Origin of the sequence: Paenibacillus sp. FSL E2-0178 (assembly GCF_038593005.1) — a bacterium.
Taxonomy (GTDB): Bacteria; Bacillota; Bacilli; order Paenibacillales; family Paenibacillaceae; genus Paenibacillus_AQ; species Paenibacillus_AQ phytohabitans.
The window spans coordinates 4,863,269-4,880,612 of sequence record NZ_CP151953.1; the positions used below are offsets into that span (position 1 = coordinate 4,863,269).

Below are 17,344 nucleotides of genomic sequence, written 5' to 3' on the forward strand. Positions count from 1 at the left end.
TATGTTGGAGCAACTGAAAGAAGAGGTATTCGAGGCCAATCTGGACCTGCCTAAGCATGGACTTGTCAAATACACCTGGGGCAATGTGAGCGCAGTTGACCGTGAGAAAGGCGTATTCGTCATCAAACCAAGCGGCGTCAGCTATGACAAAATGAAGCCTAGCGATATGGTCGTAGTGGATTTCGACGGTAACGTGGTTGAAGGGGAGATGAGACCTTCCTCGGATACACCGACACATGCGGTACTCTACAAGCATTATGCAGAAATCGGCGGCATCGTGCATACGCATTCGACCTGGGCGACCATCTGGGCGCAGGCCGGGCTGGATGTTGCTGTAATGGGCACGACACATGCCGACACCTTCTATGGGGCGGTACCCTGCGCACGCTTCCTGACGCAGGAGGAGGTTGACCGCGGCTATGAAGCGGAGACCGGACGCGTGATCATTGAGACTTTTGAACAGCGGGGCCTTGATATTATGGCAGTTCCCGGCGTCTTGCTGAAAGGCCATGGCCCGTTCACCTGGGGGAAGAATGCCCATGATGCAGTGATGAACAGCGTGGTGCTGGAGGAAGTGTCCAAGCTGAACCATTTTGCCCGCGAGCTGAACCATTTCGCTGAAGAATTGCCGCAGCGGATTCTGGATAAACACTATCTGCGCAAACATGGTAAAGGCGCTTATTACGGTCAGAAATAATCTGATTTATATATTATCCAAGAGAAGAGGATGAAATAATATGTCAACAGTAAGCGCTAAGCAATTCTGGTTTGTTGTAGGATCACAGCATCTGTACGGAGAAGAAGCCCTCGGTGAAGTCAAAGCTCATGCACAGGAGATGACGGATGCCCTCAATAACAGCGGTGTGCTGCCTTATCCGCTGGTGCTGCAGGATCTGGCGGTCAGCGCAGACAAAATCACTTCGATCATGAAAGAAGTCAACTACCGTGACGAGGTTGCCGGTGTCATCACCTGGATGCATACCTTCTCCCCGGCCAAAATGTGGATCCGCGGCACGAAGCTGCTGCAGAAGCCGCTTCTGCACCTGGCTACCCAATACAATGAGAGCATTCCTTGGGCTACTCTGGATATGGACTTCATGAACCTGAACCAGGCTGCCCATGGCGACCGTGAATACGGGTTCATCAATGCCCGCCTGAAGAAACAGAACAAAGTGGTAGTAGGGTACTGGGAACGCGCCGAAGTCCAGAAGCAAATTGCCGAATGGATGGACGTTGCCGTTGCATATAACGAAAGCTTCAATATCAAAGTGGCCCGCTTCGGCGACAACATGCGCAACGTGGGCGTTACCGAAGGCGACAAGGTAGAAGCCCAGATTCAGTTCGGCTGGACTGTGGATTACTTCGGAATCGGCGATCTGGTTGCATATGTAAACGAAGTGAAGGAAGAAGAAATTGATGCGCTGTTCGCTGAATATGCAGAGCAGTATGATTTCGATTACGGTTCATACAGCAAAGAAGCATGGGAAGCCAGCGTGAAGGTACAGGCCAGCTATGAAATTGCCCTCAAACGCTTCCTGGATGCCGGAAACTACAATGCGTTCACTTCGAACTTCGAAGACCTGCACGGCATGAAGCAGCTTCCGGGTCTTGCCGTTCAGCGTCTGATGGCACAAGGCTACGGCTTCGCCGGCGAAGGGGACTGGAAGACAGCGGCCCTGGACCGCCTGATGAAGGTGATGAGCCACAACCTGAATACCGGATTCATGGAAGATTACACCTACGAAATGGCTGCCGGCCAGGAAGCGATTCTGCAGTCCCACATGCTTGAGGTTGACCCGAGCCTGGCCAGCAACAAGCCGAAGGTGCTTGTGTCTCCGCTGGGTATCGGCGACCGCGAAGATCCGGCCCGTCTCGTATTCGACGGCAAGGCCGGCGAAGGCGTTGTGGTATCGATGGCTGACTTCGGCACTCATTACAAGCTGCTGATTAACGAAGTTACTGCCTTCGAGCCGACGGTTCCGGCACCGAATCTTCCAGTGGCCCGTGTGCTCTGGCAGGTGAAGCCTAACTTCCAGGATGGAATTAAGGCATGGATCGAGAACGGCGGCGGTCACCATACGGTGGTGTCACTCAACTTGACTACAGATCAGATCGTTACCTACGCCAAGCTGGTTGGCCTGGATTATGTAATCATTAAATAAATAGCGGAATAATGTTGGATCAAATGAGCGGATGGGCTATTGCCTGTCTGCTTTTTTTTAATGCAGAGCCAAGATATTACCGGTAAACTCATTCTCCGTGCCCGTGATTTTCTAAAATCCTGTACAAACTACAACATTCGCTTCATTAAATTGGACTAAATCGAAAATTGTTGTACAAAAAGCAGCATTTCTCCTCCTTCATACGGTTTAGCGTGGAAATTCTTGTATTTCATACAACAATCTATCTAAACAACCGGGTATCTGCGCATCCAAGTTGCAAAACGTACAACATTTATGCCGCTGCAGTGCAGGAGCGCACCCTAGAGATCTAGCCATAGGTAGGAGACTTTTATCACTGTTCAATACTCACATGCCGAGTAATATGTTAGAATATCAGAATGCATTAACGCTTCACCAATTTAATACATCACACGGGCTATGATTGCTATGGATCACACTATAGCAGGAGCAGCTTCTGGAGAGACTGCGGGAGACCGCAGCGCCGAAGGGTTCACAATCTCAGGCAAAAGGACAGAAGAGTACGGAATTTGTATTTGTCATGCTGATTAATTACGGTCAGCGGCGCAGGTAGCTTATTTTGATATTCTTATGAACCGGGAGATTGGATGACATCCAATCTCTTTTTTATGTTATTTGGCAGCAAAGCGTTGTACACATTAAGGGGGAAAATGGCAATGGCACAGACAGAATTAAAGAGAGATTTGGCGAACCGGCATGTACAGCTGATCGCTATCGGCGGCACGATTGGTACAGGGTTATTCCTGGGATCAGGCAGAGCGATTCAGCAGGCCGGGCCGTCCATTATGATCACGTATTTACTCGTGGGAATTGCCGTGTTTTTTGTGATGAGGGCGCTGGGTGAGCTGCTGCTCTCCAAAGCGGGATATCAATCTTTTACGGACATTGCTGAAGACTATCTGGGGCCGCGGGCTGCATTCATTACGGGCTGGACCTACTGGTTCTGCTGGATTATGACGGCGATGGCGGACGTGATTGCAGTGGGCGTATATGTGCAGTACTGGTTCGATATCCCGCAGTGGGTGCCGGCCGTCATCTGCCTGATTATTCTGTTAGGACTCAATCTGCTGACGGTCAAAAGCTTCGGCGAACTCGAATTCTGGTTTGCTCTCATCAAAGTCGTCACGATTCTTGCCTTAATTGGCCTGGGAATCATTCTGCTGGTCATCGGGTTCAAGACGGATGCGGGATCGGTGACGGTCCGCAATCTCTGGGAGCACGGGGGTGTGTTCCCGAACGGTGTCAAGGGCTTCTTATTTTCCTTCCAGATGGTTGTGTTCGCTTATGTCGGTGTGGAGCTTGTGGGTGTATCAGCCGCAGAAACAGCAGATCCGGAGAAAAATATTCCGTCGGCGATTAACAAAATTCCTCTGCGGATTCTCTTCTTCTATGTAGGCGCGCTCTTCGTCCTGCTGTGCATTAACCCGTGGACCCAGCTCAGTGCAGCTGAAAGTCCTTTTGTGCGAACCTTCAGCCTGGTCGGGATTCCGGTTGCTGCGGGCATTATCAATTTCGTCGTCTTAACCTCAGCAGCTTCCGCCTGCAACAGCGGGATGTTCTCGACCAGCCGGATTCTGTATAATCTGAGCAGAAGGAATCAGGCATCCCCGCAGCTCGGCAAGCTGAACCGAAATCATGTGCCTGCTAACTCTTTATTTATTTCTACAATAGTTATATCGGCCGGGGCGCTGCTCAGCAAGCTTATTCCGGGCCAGGCCTTCGGCATTGTCACCACGATCAGCGCCATTTGCTTCATCTGGGTGTGGGGGGTTGTGCTCGTATGTCATATCAAGTATAAGAAGAACCGCCCGGACTTACATGCCTCGTCCAAATTCAAAGCACCGTTCACACCGGTTATCAATTATGCGGTATTAACGTTGTTTGCCGCTATTCTGATCATTATGCTGTTCGCAGATGATACCCGTCCGGCGCTGCTGTTTACGCCCCTATGGTTCATCCTGTTGTTCGTCCTGTACTCCATGCGAAGCAAGAAGGAGAAAAGTGATGCCGATGTTAGTATAATCAATACATGAGTGCAAGAATGTTCAAACGCTACTGACATGTTGTCAGCAGCGTTATAAGGAGGAATCCGAAACATGAAGCATAGATTACTCCAATATATGACCCGGCTGACCTCCCTCAGTGAAGAGCAGCAGCAGGCTATTCTGGATGAGATTCTTGTTGTGGAATACAGCAAGGGAGCGACTCTGCTTAGGCAGGGGGAGGTTCCCGGTCATTGCTATTTCGTGTTAAAAGGATGTGTACGGCAGCATAGTGTTGACGTCACAGGCCGCGACATCACCTCGAACTTCTACACAGAGGAGCAGGCGATTGCTATCTTCAATGCGCATAAAGAGGAGGCTTCGTTGGAATACAGCCTGACTTGTCTGGAGGACTGCGTGCTGGTTGTCGGTGCGCTGAATACCGAGAGGGAAATGTACGCCAGACACACGCAGCTGGAGCTGATGACACGCCGGATGATCGAGGAGAACTTCGGACAGGTACAGGCGGAATTCGCCGCCTTCATTGCGGCATCCCCCGAAGACCGCCTCAAGGCACTGCTGCATCGGAGGCCCGGCCTGATCAGCCGCGTCCCCCAGCATCAGCTGGCCAGCTATCTCGGGATGACACCGGAGTCGCTCAGCCGGATTAAGAAGCGGCTTGAGCGCGAACACGCGCAGCCGGGACTTTGAACAGCAGCCAGATGCCAAGCCCCAGCTCCCCTGCGGTCATGGGCAGCATGAACACCCATTTGATGATTTGGAGGAATTCTCCACACCCTGGCACAAGTGTGCCGCACAGATGTACCACAATATAGCCGAAGCCTGCCAGCAGCAGCAGCACACTGACGGGCTTCGGAATATTCTCCGACCATAACGCCAGCACACCTATAATCAGCAGATGCCCCCCGAACAGAATCAAACCAGCCGACCATACCGCTTCAAAAGCATGAAGATTAAGCATGACCTCGGCCTGCAGCTCCCCTCGTGTGAAGCCGGAAAGTGCAACCTCCCTGTTACCGGTAAGAAGGGATACCACGATCAGACTGGAGACAGCAACCCCCAACACTGCCGTATAAGCCAGGCGCAGCCATGCTCCCAGCAGGGACAGGCCCGGATGCACAGGCTTCAGCACCAGATATAGGGCCCAAGCAGCTGCCACATCACAGGCCATAATCAGTACCCAGCCCAGAATCCCGGCCCTGAACAGCGACGGAGAGGCCTGAAGATTGGCGAAGGTCCCAGCGGCATCTCCATCCACTACCAGACTCCCTTGGACATATCCGTACGAGAGCGCCGCGGCAACCGCCATTACAATGAGCGATATTCCCCCGGTTCGAGCCACTGCAGCAGACATTAGCATAACCCCCTGATTGATTATTGATTGTGGTTATATTGTACTAAGGCGCCTGCAGGGCTTCATTGACTTAAGTTAAGAGGGCATGATTAAATTTTAAATATTAAATTTTTGAATAAAGGATAGTCATCGGAAAATGTCGAACCTTAATCTAGATATTTCTGTACTGTGTTCTGTACTGTGTAATGAGCAATTCAATAAAGGAGAACCCACATCCATGAAGAACATTATCCGCTCCCTTGAAGATATAGTGAACCTGGCACCGGTCCTGAAAGCTGCTTTTCCCTATGATGTATCTATTGCTGTCTGTGATGTGGAGAAGTTCATCGCGTATTTCCCTGGTACGTCCATTGATCTGGGAATTCGGGCAGGGCAGATAATTCTTGCGGACGAACCTCTGTATCATGCGCTGAGAAATGATGAATTCTCGAAAGCTAATGTCCCTAAGGACTACTATGGGTATGAATTCGTCGGTACGGTTCTTCCGGTACACGGAGAGGATGGAAGCGTCTGCGGGGCGGTCTGCATCCAGGTCCGCAGACAGACCGAGCTGCGCGAAATCGCTGATCAGATCTCGGTCTCCCTAAATCAGGCTAATGCCCGGATTGGGCATGTGGCAGAGGGCTCGGGACTGCTTGCCGATTTCTCGCAGAAGCTGCTGCTCCAGTCGGAAACGACCGCCGAAAGTGTCAAAAAAAGCGATGAAGTGCTGGCTGTCCTCAGAAAGGTCGCCGACCAGACGAATCTGCTCGGGATTAATGCAGCCATTGAGGCTGCCCACGCCGGGGAGAAGGGGCGGGGATTCGATGTTGTAGCGAAAGAAATCCGCAAATTCTCGAAGGAAACCGAGCAGTCTGCGCAGCGGATCCGGGATACCCTGGGGGAGATCCAAGCTGCGATGAAGCAGATCAGCCAATCCATCCATCAGATTGCGTCAGTCGGGCAGGAGCAGGCTGCTTCAACGAATGAAATCTCCAGCTTCATCGAGGAGATCCGGACGATGTCCGAGCAGCTGAACCAGTTCGCACAGAAGCTGTGAGGGAAGAGCGGCCATTCTCATAATTACAGATTCGCCAAAACAACGGCAAGCAGAGCAATGAAGGCCGGGAGGCCCTGAACCAAAAGAATGGATTTCTTGGCCGTAATGCCGCCATAGATGGCTGCAACCGCAACACAGATCAGGAAGAACAATTGAAGCTGAACACTGAAGGTATCGTTCGGATGCAGCAGGCTCCAGACTAGACCGGCAGCCAGAAAGCCGTTATATAATCCCTGGTTGGCAGCCAGCGATTTCGTTTCCCGGGCGAACTGCGGAGTGGTGCCGAATGATTTTTGCGCCCGCGGGGTAGTCCACAGGAACATTTCCAGCACTAGAATATACACATGCTCCAGTGCAACTAAGGCCACGAGTATTAAACTCACCATCATCATAGTAAATCCCTCTTTTCATAATTATGTAAGATTGATTAACGGAGAAATTAAATTGTTCAAAATATAATTTTACACTGTCTAAATATAGCCAAATTCTGCAATTTTGTCAATTTGGAATCCCTAAATTCCTTGAGGAGGCAAAACCGTTGTACCTAAGAATGCTGACATCTGTGGATGCGGAGGTTTACCGCGGGCTTCGGCTACAGTCGCTGCGGCTGCATCCGGAAGCCTATCTCAGCTCCTATGAATCGGAAAAGAAGCTGTCTATAGTCACCACCCGCATCAGGCTGGAGCCCTCGGAGAATAATTTCACGCTGGGAGCTTTTGATGCTGAGGAGAAGCTGGTGGGCATCGTCACTTTTTTCCGGGAGAGCCGGCCCAAAATTGATCATAAAGCTAATATATATTCAGTATATGTGGATTCGGATGTCCGTAAACAAGGAGTGGGCCGCCGCTTGATGATGGAGCTGATTGCCCGTGCGAGGCTGTTGCCGGGGCTCGAAATTCTGAATTTAACGGTAACCTCGAATAATGTAGCTGCCAAAAGACTATACGAATCTCTTGGATTCATCTGCTATGGCACAGAGCCGAAGGCGATGAAGCTTGGAGATGAGTATCTGGATGAGGATCTGATGATTCTGCTGCTGTAGCTGTATCGTGTTGACAAGCTCCCCGGCGGTGATCATAAAACATGCCAAAAAGCACAAGCTACTGACTTGTGCTTTTTGAGCTGATAATTGCTTGCGGAAAATTGGAATGTTCCGGGTATTATTGATTCGCAGCAGCCCGCTTCAGGATCTCCTGAACCTGGCTAACCATAGCGGCCGCGTCTGTACGGGTGATTCCAGCCTGCGGATTGAACTTGCCGTCAGCATCCAGCTTCACGATCTTCAAGGCGATGGCCGTCTGAATGGCTCCCGAGTTCAGGATATTGATCTTGTCGTTATCCTTGATCTCTACCGGAATCAGATTAAGCAGCGGCAGCTGGCCGCTGGTCTGGAGGGTATGCACCAGCAGGTAGGTGAACGACTCGCGGGTCATGCTGGCTGCCGGATCAATCTTGATCTGCAGATCAGCCTTCGGTCCTGCGGCTTCCTTGATCAACTGAACAGCTTGCTCAGCCGTAAGAACTTCGCTCTCTGCTGCGGGTGCTTGATGAGCCTTCAAGTATTCCACCGCTTTATTCACGATATCCGTACCGGCGGTACGTGTAATATCACCCTTCGGATTGAAATTGCCGGACTCATCCAGTGTAACGAAGCCAAGCGCCAGTGCGGTTTGAATAGCGCCCGAATTGGAGATATCCATCTGACTCTCATCTGCGACTTCAACTGGAATAAGCTTGAACATCGGCAGCTGGCCGCTGGTCTGGAGGGTATGCACCAGCAGGTAGGTGAACGACTCGCGGGTCATGCTGGCTGCCGGGTCGATCTTGATCTGCAGGTCTGCTTCCGGACCTACAGCCTCCTTAATCAATTGAACGGCCTCTTCGGCAGTAAGCGTCTCACTCAGCGCAGCCGGTGCCGGGTGTGCCTTCAGATACGCCAGCGCATTGCTGATCGCTACAGCTGCTTCAGCCCGGGTGATTTCCTGCTTAGGATTAAGCTTGCCACTTTCATCCAGCTTCAGGACACCGTAGTTCAGGGCGCGCTGGATCGAACCGGAATACTCTGCCTTAACTTGATTCTGGTCCTTATAATCAATAACAACCGGCTTGATCATCGGCAGCTGGCCGCTGGCTTCGATCGCATCAATGAGCTGATGTGTGAATTCTTCACGCGTTAATTTCTGGTTTGGCTTCAGGTCGGCGGGCAGATCCAGCCCGTGGACACCGGCAATAATGAGCGCTTCAGCGTACCAAGCGGAATCATTGGCATTCTTGAAATAGTCGGTAGCATGCGGCTCCTTCACAAACCGGATCAGATCAAGGTTCAGGTCTAGTGCATTTACGATCATCTGCACTCCTTCAGCCTCCGAGATACTGATATTCGGACCGAACAGGTCTTGGCTGATCCCTTTGATCAGGCCGCTATTCTGCAGTGCGATGATCTTGTCTTTGTCCTGCACATTGTTAATATCCTTGAAGGTTGCCGCGGAAGCGAACTGTTGTCCCGCGAAGCTGAGCGCCAGTGCAGCAGCTGCTGATATAGTAATGATCTTGAATGTATTCTTCATTGTCAGTCACCTCATAGAGTAGTTTGTGGTTTATTTGTGATCTTAGACGTGCCGTCCTGCAAAAAGGTTACAGCAGGTTTGAATTATCCGGAATTCCGGTTTATTAGGGTAGTGAGTGTTATCAGACATATAGGCAACATCCATGGCCGGATAATCACCTGAAGCGTCATCGAAGTCCATAAGCACGTATTGCCCGCGGCTGTCCCTGAGCATGTTGCCTGTATGCAGATTTCCGTGACAAAAGTATCTAGGCAGCTCTGACATACGGCTCCATAGTTCATTGCCATAGTGTTCGAGCGCAGCAACGGCAGGATAAGAATGAGCCTCTAAATAATCAAGAATGCGGACGGACTGCAGGGCATCGGCTGTTTTGAAGCTGCGGTATATTTTGAGTACATAACGCTTACCCCCGCCCTCTGCGAAATACACCCCGCCGATCAGCTCCCGGCGAAACCGGATGTATAGAGAAAGCTTAGCTATAATTAAAGTTACAGTAGGGAACAGCCCCGCAGACAAAAGTTAAGCCACCCGGCTTCCTGAGCCGGGTGGCTTATGTGCATCACTATCTTTTCACGGAAACAATCTGATTGCGGCCCTGATGCTTGGCTGCGTACAAGGCTTTGTCTGCCGATCTGAACAAATCGTTCAAGTAAGTTGTTGTGCTCATGGGCGGTGTGACCTTGAATTCCCCGATACTGAGCATTCCTATGCTGATGGTGATGGATATAGGCTCGTCTATATGATCAATTCTGATCTGGTTGGACTCAATGCTTGATTTAAGCTGCTCTGCCAACACATACGCCTCATCCTCTTCCGTATCGGGCAGGTAGATAAGGAACTCCTCGCCGCCATAACGGGACAGAATATCGGAGTGGCGCAGATTACGCTGCAGGACCTCTACCGTACTGCAAATGACCTCATCTCCGGCCAGGTGGCCGTAGCGGTCATTGACCATTTTGAAATAATCGATGTCGATCAGTATAATGGTCGAAGGGACCTTGGGATCCCGGTCCTTCATTAATTCATTCTCCAGCTGCTGCATGAGATAATGGCGGTTGTAGCAGCCGGTCAGGCTGTCGGTGATGGCCATCTTCCGGAGCTTGGCGTTCGTCTGGAACAGCTCTTCCTGGACTTTGATTAAGGCGGAATTGCGCTCCTGCAGAATGGTGTTCTGCTGGTTCGTCTCATCAATGAGGCGCCGAAGCTCGGTTATATTCTGGAAGGTGACAATCCGGCCCACCCTCACACCGCTCACCATAATCGGTGCGGCATGAATGCTGATGTACATTTGGAGTGCGGGATACATTAGTTCTGTCTCGGCTACCTCAAGCGGATGGTCACGGTAGGTTTGCAGGAACTGTTCAGTCTTCACGATATTGCCGCCGGGCAGGTGGCGGGCCATATCGAACCTCTGCCCGGGATTCAGCCGGATCTGGGGAAGCAGAGCCTGGTTGATCTCGACCACCTGTTCTTGATCGTCGAGGACAAGAATTCCGTATTCCATCGTATTGATAATATCCTGGTGGGCGATAGTTACAATATCAAACACTTTGTCCTGGTGAATGGTAATCACGAAGAAGGTAGCTGACACGACAATGCCTAGCGAAGTAAAGCCCGGAATGACCGGCAGATAATCGTCCAGTACTACGTTCAGGAACACATCGATCATCAGGAAGACACAGACGGCAAGAATCCCTTTTAGCATATACATGATCTGATTCTTGATTCGCGGCGCCTGATCGGAGACCAGAGCTACATAAATGATATACAGCGATACGATGGCGTGTAGAATAACAATAGACATGTTGATCCAGAAAATAGGTCCGTAGATCCGCTCAACATATCCGCCGTTTACCGGAAGAACAAACCAGCCGTTCGGATTCAGCACCACACCCAGCGACGACAGGAATGCCGGAACGAGCAGGGCGATTAATATTTTGCGGTTAAGAAATTGTGATTGGCCAGAGAGCAGAATGGTGAAGAAGATCCAGCCCGTAGTCAGCAGGGAGGCATCGATAAAGGCAAGCTTCACATAGAATAGCTGATAGATTGGATCATCAACGGTCCGGATGGCAAACTGGCAGTAAGGCCAGATCATCATGGAGAAATGAAAACCCAGGTAGACTTTGTGCAAATTGGTTATCGTACCTACAGAAGCAAATATGTATATAAACAAAAGGAACAAGACAAAGCACATCATCAGATCAATCCAAGACTCCAAGGCCAATATACTACACCTTCTTGATATATTTAGTGTTTTATTGATTTTTCTGGGTCAAAGGTCTTATATATTGATTTTAATATATAATTAGCGTGTGCAGATTACAAGATTTTTAAGTGATTCTATCGGAAGAATATGGTTGGGAGGAGAACAATATGAAATCTATCACCGTTCAGAATCTTACGGACAAGTTTCATTTGGAAGTGCTGGCAGGGGCGGAGCGCATGGACCGCGTCATTACCCGTCCACGGACGCACAGACCCGGGCTTGAGTTCGTCGGTTATTTCGATTTCTTTCCGATGGCGCGGGTGCAGGTACTCGGCCGCAAGGAGATCAACTATTTATTGACGCTGAGTGTAGAGGAACGCATGCTGCACATCGGCAATATCGTCAAATATCATCCGCCTTGTTTCATTGTAACGAGCGGCCAGCAAGAGATCCCTTATCTCACCTTATACTGTAATCAGGAGGGCATTCCGCTGCTGCGGACACCAGAGGTGACCACGGAGTTTATTGCCAAGCTGGACAGCTATCTGGTAAAAACACTGGCGCCGGAGCTGTCGATTCACGGGGTATGTGTCAATGTGTCGGGCATCGGGATTCTGCTTCGGGGCAAGTCCGGGATTGGCAAAAGCGAAACGGCGCATACGCTCATCCGGCGGGGCCACCGGTTCGTGGCCGATGATATTGTAGTGCTCAAGAAGCTGGGGCCGGCGACGCTGCTCGGGACGCATAATGAGACGACCCGCGAATTCCTGGCCCTGCGCAGCATCGGCCTGATCAATGTCGTACGCCAGTACGGGCGCAGGGCCTTCCAGGATGAGACTCGGATTGTATTAGACATCGAGCTGGCACCGTGGCAGGAGAATTCACTCAACAATGACCTGGAGCTGGTTCCCCAGTTCACGGAATATCTCGGCGTTCAAATCCCGCATATTGAGGTTCAGCTTCAGCCGGGGCGCGATGTGGCCGGCCTGATCGAAGCTGCTGCGAATAATTGGTATCTCAAGCAGCTTGGATACAGCGCGGTAGAAGACTTCATGAAGCGGATTGAAGACGGGATGCAGTCTTAAGGCGGGATAATCCCCTACACTCCAGGGCAACTTAGAATAAAGACAGCAGAGGGAGTGTACCCGAAATGGCGAGAAGAAACAGGAAATATGCGGTACCCGGGTCAGCCCAGGTCATGCAGACCTTCAAAGCAGAGGTCATGAAGCAGGAAGGATACCATGTGGATCCGAATCATCCGGACGATGTGAAATACGAGGTGGCGAAGGAGCTCGGTATCCCGCTGCAGGCGGGCAATAACGGCAATTTGACCACGGAATCAGCAGGGCAGATTGGCGGCAGAATCGGAGGCTCTATGGTCCGGGAGATGGTCCGCCTGGCACAGGAGCAGTTAGCGGGTAAGGGCAAATCCTAGAAATACGCGGTCCCTCCAATGGCCCAAGGCAGCGGCATGCTTTTGGGCTATTTGCAGTTTCTGCGCAGGTAATATTCAGAAAATGTAGACATATACCTTCGTCCGGAGCCGGTCCGGGCAGGTGATGATGCGGACCGGCTGCTTGTCAGGAAGAGCGAAGCAGACACTGATCACGGCTGCGCCCGGCGGCAGCTCCTGCCTGAACTTGGGAGCAAGCCGTTCCATGGCTCCGGGGAACAGGTAACAGAGCACAATATCGGCATCGCTATAAGAGCTTCTATATATATCGCCCCGCCTAAAAATGACCTTGCCCCGCAGCCGCTCCCGTTCACTCTTCACTGGCAGGAATCGTGTGCATACTACCGCAAACAGCTGTGAGAACCATAGGGGAAGCCTTGAGTTCTCTATGCCGGTCAGCCGTTTGCCGGGGCAGCGGCGGATGATTTCCAGGCCCAGCGTTCCCCAGCCCGACCCTGCTTCCAGAACATTGGCATACCCCGGGATACGGTTCACCTCCCCGGCTACTGCCGCCCTTACAGCCCTGGAGGCGGGCATCGGCGATATTCCGTTCTTCCAGCTTACGAGCACAATCCAGACTACGGACAGCAGAACGAGAAATGCAGCAATCCAGGGAATACTCTCGGTAACGGGCATATATCGCTCCTTCTTAATCTGTGCTCACGCCGGGCTGCCGCTGTAATATTTATACTCGAAATTGATCTTGAAGCCGGCATTGAGGTAGAGGGCCAAAGCCCGCTCATTCTCGGTGACAACGCCTAGACGGATCGAAGAATAGTTCTTCTGCAGCAGGAGATCAACAGTCTGCCGGAGCACCTTCCCGCCATATCCTTGGCCCTGGCAAGCGGGCAGTATGCAGAAATTATGGATAAAGGCTGTTGCCTCATTCACGTAATTCACCCGGATCAGGCCAATCCGCTGGCCGCCCGCCCAGGCAATATAGGTAATACGCTCCGGTTCATTCGTCTGCAGGAAATACTCCCGGGTGGAGTCTTCGGAGTCTCCGAAGGCCTGGGATGAGCAGGAGACCATGAATTCGAAGTCCTCCGGCAAGGAAGGCAGCAGACGCAATTCTGCCGGAACCGGTTCTCTGCCGGACTCCGTAAGGGCATATGACATCGAATATTCAGAGCGGTCATAATCAGCATCGATAGCCTGGGCCGCGCGGAGTCCTGCCTGTGAGCGGCTCGGAACCCTATAACTGAGCCTGTGTACGGCGAGAGGCGCAATATCTTCCTTGGCCCGCTGCAAAAGACTGCGGAATACGCCCTCACGGCGGTATTCCGGATGGACCATGGCATTAATCTGCGCATAATCGCCTTCGGTAGCAAACCAGCTCAGTAAACCTATGAGCTGGTCTCCGCGATAGCAGAGCAGGGCATGGTCGCCATCCTCTTTGACGAGATGCTCAAGATCTGAGCTTAATTGGACCGAGTCCGCGTGGCTGCACTGCTGCTCCAGTACAGTAATGTCCGCCGCCTGCTGCCTGGAATGATACGTCATTGCAATGATGTTATTTAACTTGAGAAGCTTCCGGAACTCATCCACACTGTCAAACACACCATCCGGTGGAACATCGTAAGCCTGGCTCTGGAAGGTGGACAGCCAGCGGACACCGTAGGTCTGCAGTCCGGCAGCCTTGCCCGCGAGAATATCCGCATTACTGTCCCCAACGAATACAGCATTGGAGGGAGCAATGCCAAGTGTACGCAGGGCCGAATGTATGCCTTCGGGATCAGGCTTGGGCTTAACCACATCATCTCCGGTAATGGAGATATCGAAGAAGCGCTCCAGGTCCAGCGCTCCGGCCGATATCTGATAGGCCCGTCTGCTTTTACCGGTAATGACGCCAAGCTTCATCCCTTGCGCCTTCAGGGCCTGAAGTAATTCTGTTATGCTCTGGTCATTCTGGAATTCTCCGAAATGGCCCTGCTCATATAACGAATAATAATCTTCTATAGCTTGCGGAACGGAAGACGGGTCTGCGAAATTGCCGCCAATGATGTCCTCCTCGGTGGGGCCAAACATGGCGACAAGCTCGTCGCGGGTGACCTCCCTATGATCGTATTGCTGAAATACGGCCTGGAACGCATGGAAGGATAACGGCAGCGTATCTGCAAGTGTTCCGTCGAAATCAAATAATACAGCTTGAATAGACATACGAATGGCCCGTCCTTTTTGGATGAATTAGGTTGGATGGAGCAATGCCTCAAGTGGCCTCAGAATCAGGAAGTAGGTGCAGCCTGAAACAGGCTGTTCTTGTAATTCATGAGCGGTGCCAGCCAGACCATACCGGTTCCCCGGTAGACATTGACCAAGCCTTCGCCGGAAACGGCAGAGCCCATGCGGGTCTTTCCTGACTTCTCTACGGTAAAATCAAGCGAGTTCGACCACATCAACGCGAAATTGCCATCTACCTTCAGCACGTCATTCTGCAGCTCGACCACCACGGCTTCCTCGGATGGAATAGGAGCCTCAAGAGCGATAATCCCTTTACCCCGTGCGCTCAGGTTGAACAGCCCTTCTCCGCCGAGGACGGCTGAGGATACATTCTTGCGTGCAGCAACAGCAATATCCAGCGTAGTCTCGCAGGCCAGGAACATGCCGTCATCAATCACGATATGGTCGTTGTCGACATCAATCAGCCAGAGATATTTGTAGGTGGTTTCGAGCATAATCGTCCCTGTTCCTTTATAGAGCGGTTTGATGGCACTCGTGCCGGTTGCTGCACTGGATATAATATTGCGCATCAGGCCGCCGACACCTTTGACACCCGACGTCATCTCGATATTGCCGATCATATACTGCATAGCGCCTGCGCTCAGCATAACCTCGCTATTCGTAAGCTCAATCATCAGCTGCTTGTTGCGCATATTGCTCTTGCTCATGAAGAAGTTGGCCTGGGCTTCCAGCATGGAGGTGCTGCTCAGATCCTCCTTGTATTCAATGACCGAGAATCCGCCAAGCTGTTCTTTAATCACAACATTAGGGTTATCCTTCAGATTATTAATGGTAAAAGCCATAATGCTTCCTCCCCTGAGATGCAGTTATTTGGGCATGTCCATTGATTATAGCAGAGTCCATAACATGTGGTAAAATAATGGAAAATCATAGAAGATTTTAATAGTAATCCGGTTTAGCTTTACTTATAATAATAGATTAGCGTAATGTTCTAAGTATAGTGCACAGAACACAAATGCAGATACCATACCAGTATTGGAGTCGAAAGGAAGTTAACCTTGTTCGAGACGTTGCTTCTTAATTTCTTGTTTATGCTGTTTCCGGTACTTATCTTTCTGATCTTCTTTGAGAATAGGCCGCACGCCTATAACCGGAAGATTCTTGTGCTGCTCACAGCTATAACCATGATCCTGTGTATCGCCAAGCCGATCCGGCTGGAGACGGGGTTTATCTTTGACCTGCGGTATGTTCCGTTTCTTATCGCAGCTTTGTATGGAGGGTACAAAAATGTTCTTCCGCTCTATCTGATACTAAACGTATACCGTTTCTATATAGGCGGAGAGGGAACGATTCACTCGTTTCTTTTTTCAACAGCAGTTCTGATCGTTGTGCCGTTATTAAGTTCAAGATTTATCCGTTCGAAGCCAAGAACACGGATCAGCTGGGCAACCGTCATTGCCGTGCTGACAATGGGCTGTTATCTGATTGTGCTGAGCATGGTTATGGAGTCGCTGGATATGCAGTTCTGGATGCTCACCTTCTATGCTTTGACCACTCATGCAGCCGTGATGGCGGTCTTAATGATTCTGCTGGAGCAGATCATTACCAATCTTAAGAATCGTGACCGGATTATGCAGTCGGAGCGGCTTAATGTGGTTAGTGAGCTGGCGGCCAGCGTCTCCCATGAGATGCGGAATCCGTTAACCGTGACAAGCGGGTTCCTTCAGCTGCTGAACAAATCGAAGACGCTTACGCCCGAAGAGAAGGGATATATTGAACTGTCGCTGCTGGAGCTGAACCGGGCGGAGAAGATCATCAGCGATTATCTCTCTTTTGCCAAGCCGCAGTCGGAGAATATGGTCTATTCCAACCTCCAGGCCGAGTGTGAGTACACCAAGAATGTCATCATGCCGTATGCCACAATCCACAAAGTAGCGGTCGAGTTTAGCTTCAACAACTCACTCTGCGCCCATTATGACCGGAATCTGATGCAGCAATGTCTGATTAATCTGTACAAAAACGGGATCGAAGCGATGAAGGGAATGGATGACGGCGTTCTATCCATTGATATCTCCGAAAGGAAGCAGAATATTATCATTACCATCCGCGACACCGGCATCGGGATGACGAAGGATGAAATCTCACGTCTGGGCAAACCCTACTATTCCACCAAAGAAGAAGGTACGGGTCTGGGCATGCTGATGGCTTACAGTGCGATCAACAAAGTTAAGGGAGTTATCGAGGTTCGAAGCGAAAAAGGAAAGGGAACCACCTTCGAGATCGCCATCCCGGCTTAGGGCGGACAGGGCAACAGTGGGAAACTCTCCGTGAAAATGA

Annotated in this window: 17 protein-coding genes and 1 riboswitch; of the genes, 9 read left to right on the forward strand and 8 right to left on the reverse strand. The window is 51.0% G+C overall.

Annotated elements, in window-relative coordinates; all coding sequences use genetic code 11:
- Position 1 precedes the first annotated feature (1 nt).
- From MHI42_RS21145 to MHI42_RS21160, 4 genes are all read left to right on the forward strand, one after another.
- On the forward strand, positions 2 to 697 hold the full coding sequence (locus MHI42_RS21145; RefSeq protein ID WP_042140499.1) for an L-ribulose-5-phosphate 4-epimerase: 696 nt from the start codon (positions 2 to 4) through the stop codon (positions 695 to 697).
- 40 nt (positions 698 to 737) lie between these two features.
- On the forward strand, positions 738 to 2,162 hold the full coding sequence (gene araA, locus MHI42_RS21150) for an L-arabinose isomerase (protein ID WP_039296120.1): 1,425 nt from the start codon (positions 738 to 740) through the stop codon (positions 2,160 to 2,162).
- A 465-nt stretch (positions 2,163 to 2,627) separates the two neighbouring features.
- Positions 2,628 to 2,707: riboswitch (glycine riboswitch) on the forward strand.
- A gap of 150 nt (positions 2,708 to 2,857) precedes the next feature.
- On the forward strand, positions 2,858 to 4,234 hold the full coding sequence (locus tag MHI42_RS21155; RefSeq protein ID WP_342420554.1) for an amino acid permease: 1,377 nt from the start codon (positions 2,858 to 2,860) through the stop codon (positions 4,232 to 4,234).
- 63 nt (positions 4,235 to 4,297) lie between these two features.
- On the forward strand, positions 4,298 to 4,894 hold the full coding sequence (locus MHI42_RS21160; RefSeq protein WP_342420555.1) for a Crp/Fnr family transcriptional regulator: 597 nt from the start codon (positions 4,298 to 4,300) through the stop codon (positions 4,892 to 4,894).
- On the opposite strand, the gene MHI42_RS21165 is transcribed toward MHI42_RS21160, so the two are convergent.
- On the reverse strand, positions 4,851 to 5,558 hold the full coding sequence (locus tag MHI42_RS21165; protein ID WP_342420556.1) for a DUF4386 domain-containing protein: 708 nt from the start codon (positions 5,556 to 5,558) through the stop codon (positions 4,851 to 4,853). The two genes, MHI42_RS21160 and MHI42_RS21165, sit on opposite strands and share 44 nt — an antisense overlap.
- Positions 5,559 to 5,775: 217 nt before the next feature.
- Between MHI42_RS21165 and MHI42_RS21170 the strand changes: the two genes are divergently transcribed.
- The gene (locus MHI42_RS21170) at positions 5,776 to 6,597 is read left to right on the forward strand and encodes a methyl-accepting chemotaxis protein (RefSeq protein WP_042140495.1); all 822 of its coding nucleotides are present in this window, start codon (positions 5,776 to 5,778) and stop codon (positions 6,595 to 6,597) included.
- A 23-nt stretch (positions 6,598 to 6,620) separates the two neighbouring features.
- On the opposite strand, the gene MHI42_RS21175 is transcribed toward MHI42_RS21170, so the two are convergent.
- A complete protein-coding gene (locus MHI42_RS21175) occupies positions 6,621 to 6,989 on the reverse strand; it encodes a DUF1304 domain-containing protein (RefSeq protein ID WP_342420557.1) in 369 nt (122 codons plus the stop codon).
- A 158-nt stretch (positions 6,990 to 7,147) separates the two neighbouring features.
- Here MHI42_RS21175 and MHI42_RS21180 point away from each other — a divergent pair, with 158 nt between their 5' ends.
- Entirely contained in the window at positions 7,148 to 7,639 is a 492-nt protein-coding gene (locus MHI42_RS21180; RefSeq protein WP_342420558.1) for a GNAT family N-acetyltransferase, read from the forward strand.
- 118 nt (positions 7,640 to 7,757) lie between these two features.
- Here MHI42_RS21180 and MHI42_RS21185 read toward each other — a convergent pair whose 3' ends face one another.
- From MHI42_RS21185 to MHI42_RS21195, 3 genes are read right to left on the reverse strand one after another with little or no spacing between them, the layout of a single operon-like run.
- The gene (locus MHI42_RS21185) at positions 7,758 to 9,164 is read right to left on the reverse strand and encodes an S-layer homology domain-containing protein (RefSeq protein WP_342420559.1); all 1,407 of its coding nucleotides are present in this window, start codon (positions 9,162 to 9,164) and stop codon (positions 7,758 to 7,760) included.
- 42 nt (positions 9,165 to 9,206) lie between these two features.
- Positions 9,207 to 9,680, reverse strand: coding sequence for a phosphotransferase (locus tag MHI42_RS21190; protein WP_342420560.1), 474 nt, complete (start codon positions 9,678 to 9,680; stop codon positions 9,207 to 9,209).
- A gap of 46 nt (positions 9,681 to 9,726) precedes the next feature.
- A complete protein-coding gene (locus MHI42_RS21195; protein ID WP_342424777.1) occupies positions 9,727 to 11,364 on the reverse strand; it encodes a diguanylate cyclase in 1,638 nt (545 codons plus the stop codon).
- Positions 11,365 to 11,540: 176 nt separating this feature from the next.
- On the opposite strand from MHI42_RS21195, the gene hprK reads away from it, so the two are divergent.
- Together hprK and MHI42_RS21205 are read left to right on the forward strand one after the other, a co-directional pair.
- Positions 11,541 to 12,458, forward strand: coding sequence for an HPr(Ser) kinase/phosphatase (gene hprK, locus MHI42_RS21200; RefSeq protein ID WP_039296145.1), 918 nt, complete (start codon positions 11,541 to 11,543; stop codon positions 12,456 to 12,458).
- Positions 12,459 to 12,523: 65 nt separating this feature from the next.
- Positions 12,524 to 12,808: an alpha/beta-type small acid-soluble spore protein gene (locus MHI42_RS21205; protein ID WP_342420561.1), complete on the forward strand. Its 285-nt coding sequence runs from the start codon at positions 12,524 to 12,526 to the stop codon at positions 12,806 to 12,808.
- A 75-nt stretch (positions 12,809 to 12,883) separates the two neighbouring features.
- Here the strand turns inward: MHI42_RS21205 and MHI42_RS21210 are convergent, their stop codons facing one another.
- From MHI42_RS21210 to MHI42_RS21220, 3 genes are all read right to left on the reverse strand, one after another.
- Positions 12,884 to 13,462, reverse strand: coding sequence for a class I SAM-dependent methyltransferase (locus tag MHI42_RS21210; RefSeq protein ID WP_342420562.1), 579 nt, complete (start codon positions 13,460 to 13,462; stop codon positions 12,884 to 12,886).
- 24 nt (positions 13,463 to 13,486) lie between these two features.
- On the reverse strand, positions 13,487 to 14,986 hold the full coding sequence (locus MHI42_RS21215; RefSeq protein ID WP_342420563.1) for a GNAT family N-acetyltransferase: 1,500 nt from the start codon (positions 14,984 to 14,986) through the stop codon (positions 13,487 to 13,489).
- 65 nt (positions 14,987 to 15,051) lie between these two features.
- On the reverse strand, positions 15,052 to 15,849 hold the full coding sequence (locus tag MHI42_RS21220) for an AIM24 family protein (protein WP_039296152.1): 798 nt from the start codon (positions 15,847 to 15,849) through the stop codon (positions 15,052 to 15,054).
- Positions 15,850 to 16,098: 249 nt separating this feature from the next.
- On the opposite strand from MHI42_RS21220, the gene MHI42_RS21225 reads away from it, so the two are divergent.
- Positions 16,099 to 17,304, forward strand: a complete 1,206-nt coding sequence (locus MHI42_RS21225; RefSeq protein WP_342424778.1) for an ATP-binding protein — start codon at positions 16,099 to 16,101, stop codon at positions 17,302 to 17,304.
- Positions 17,305 to 17,344 lie beyond the last annotated feature (40 nt).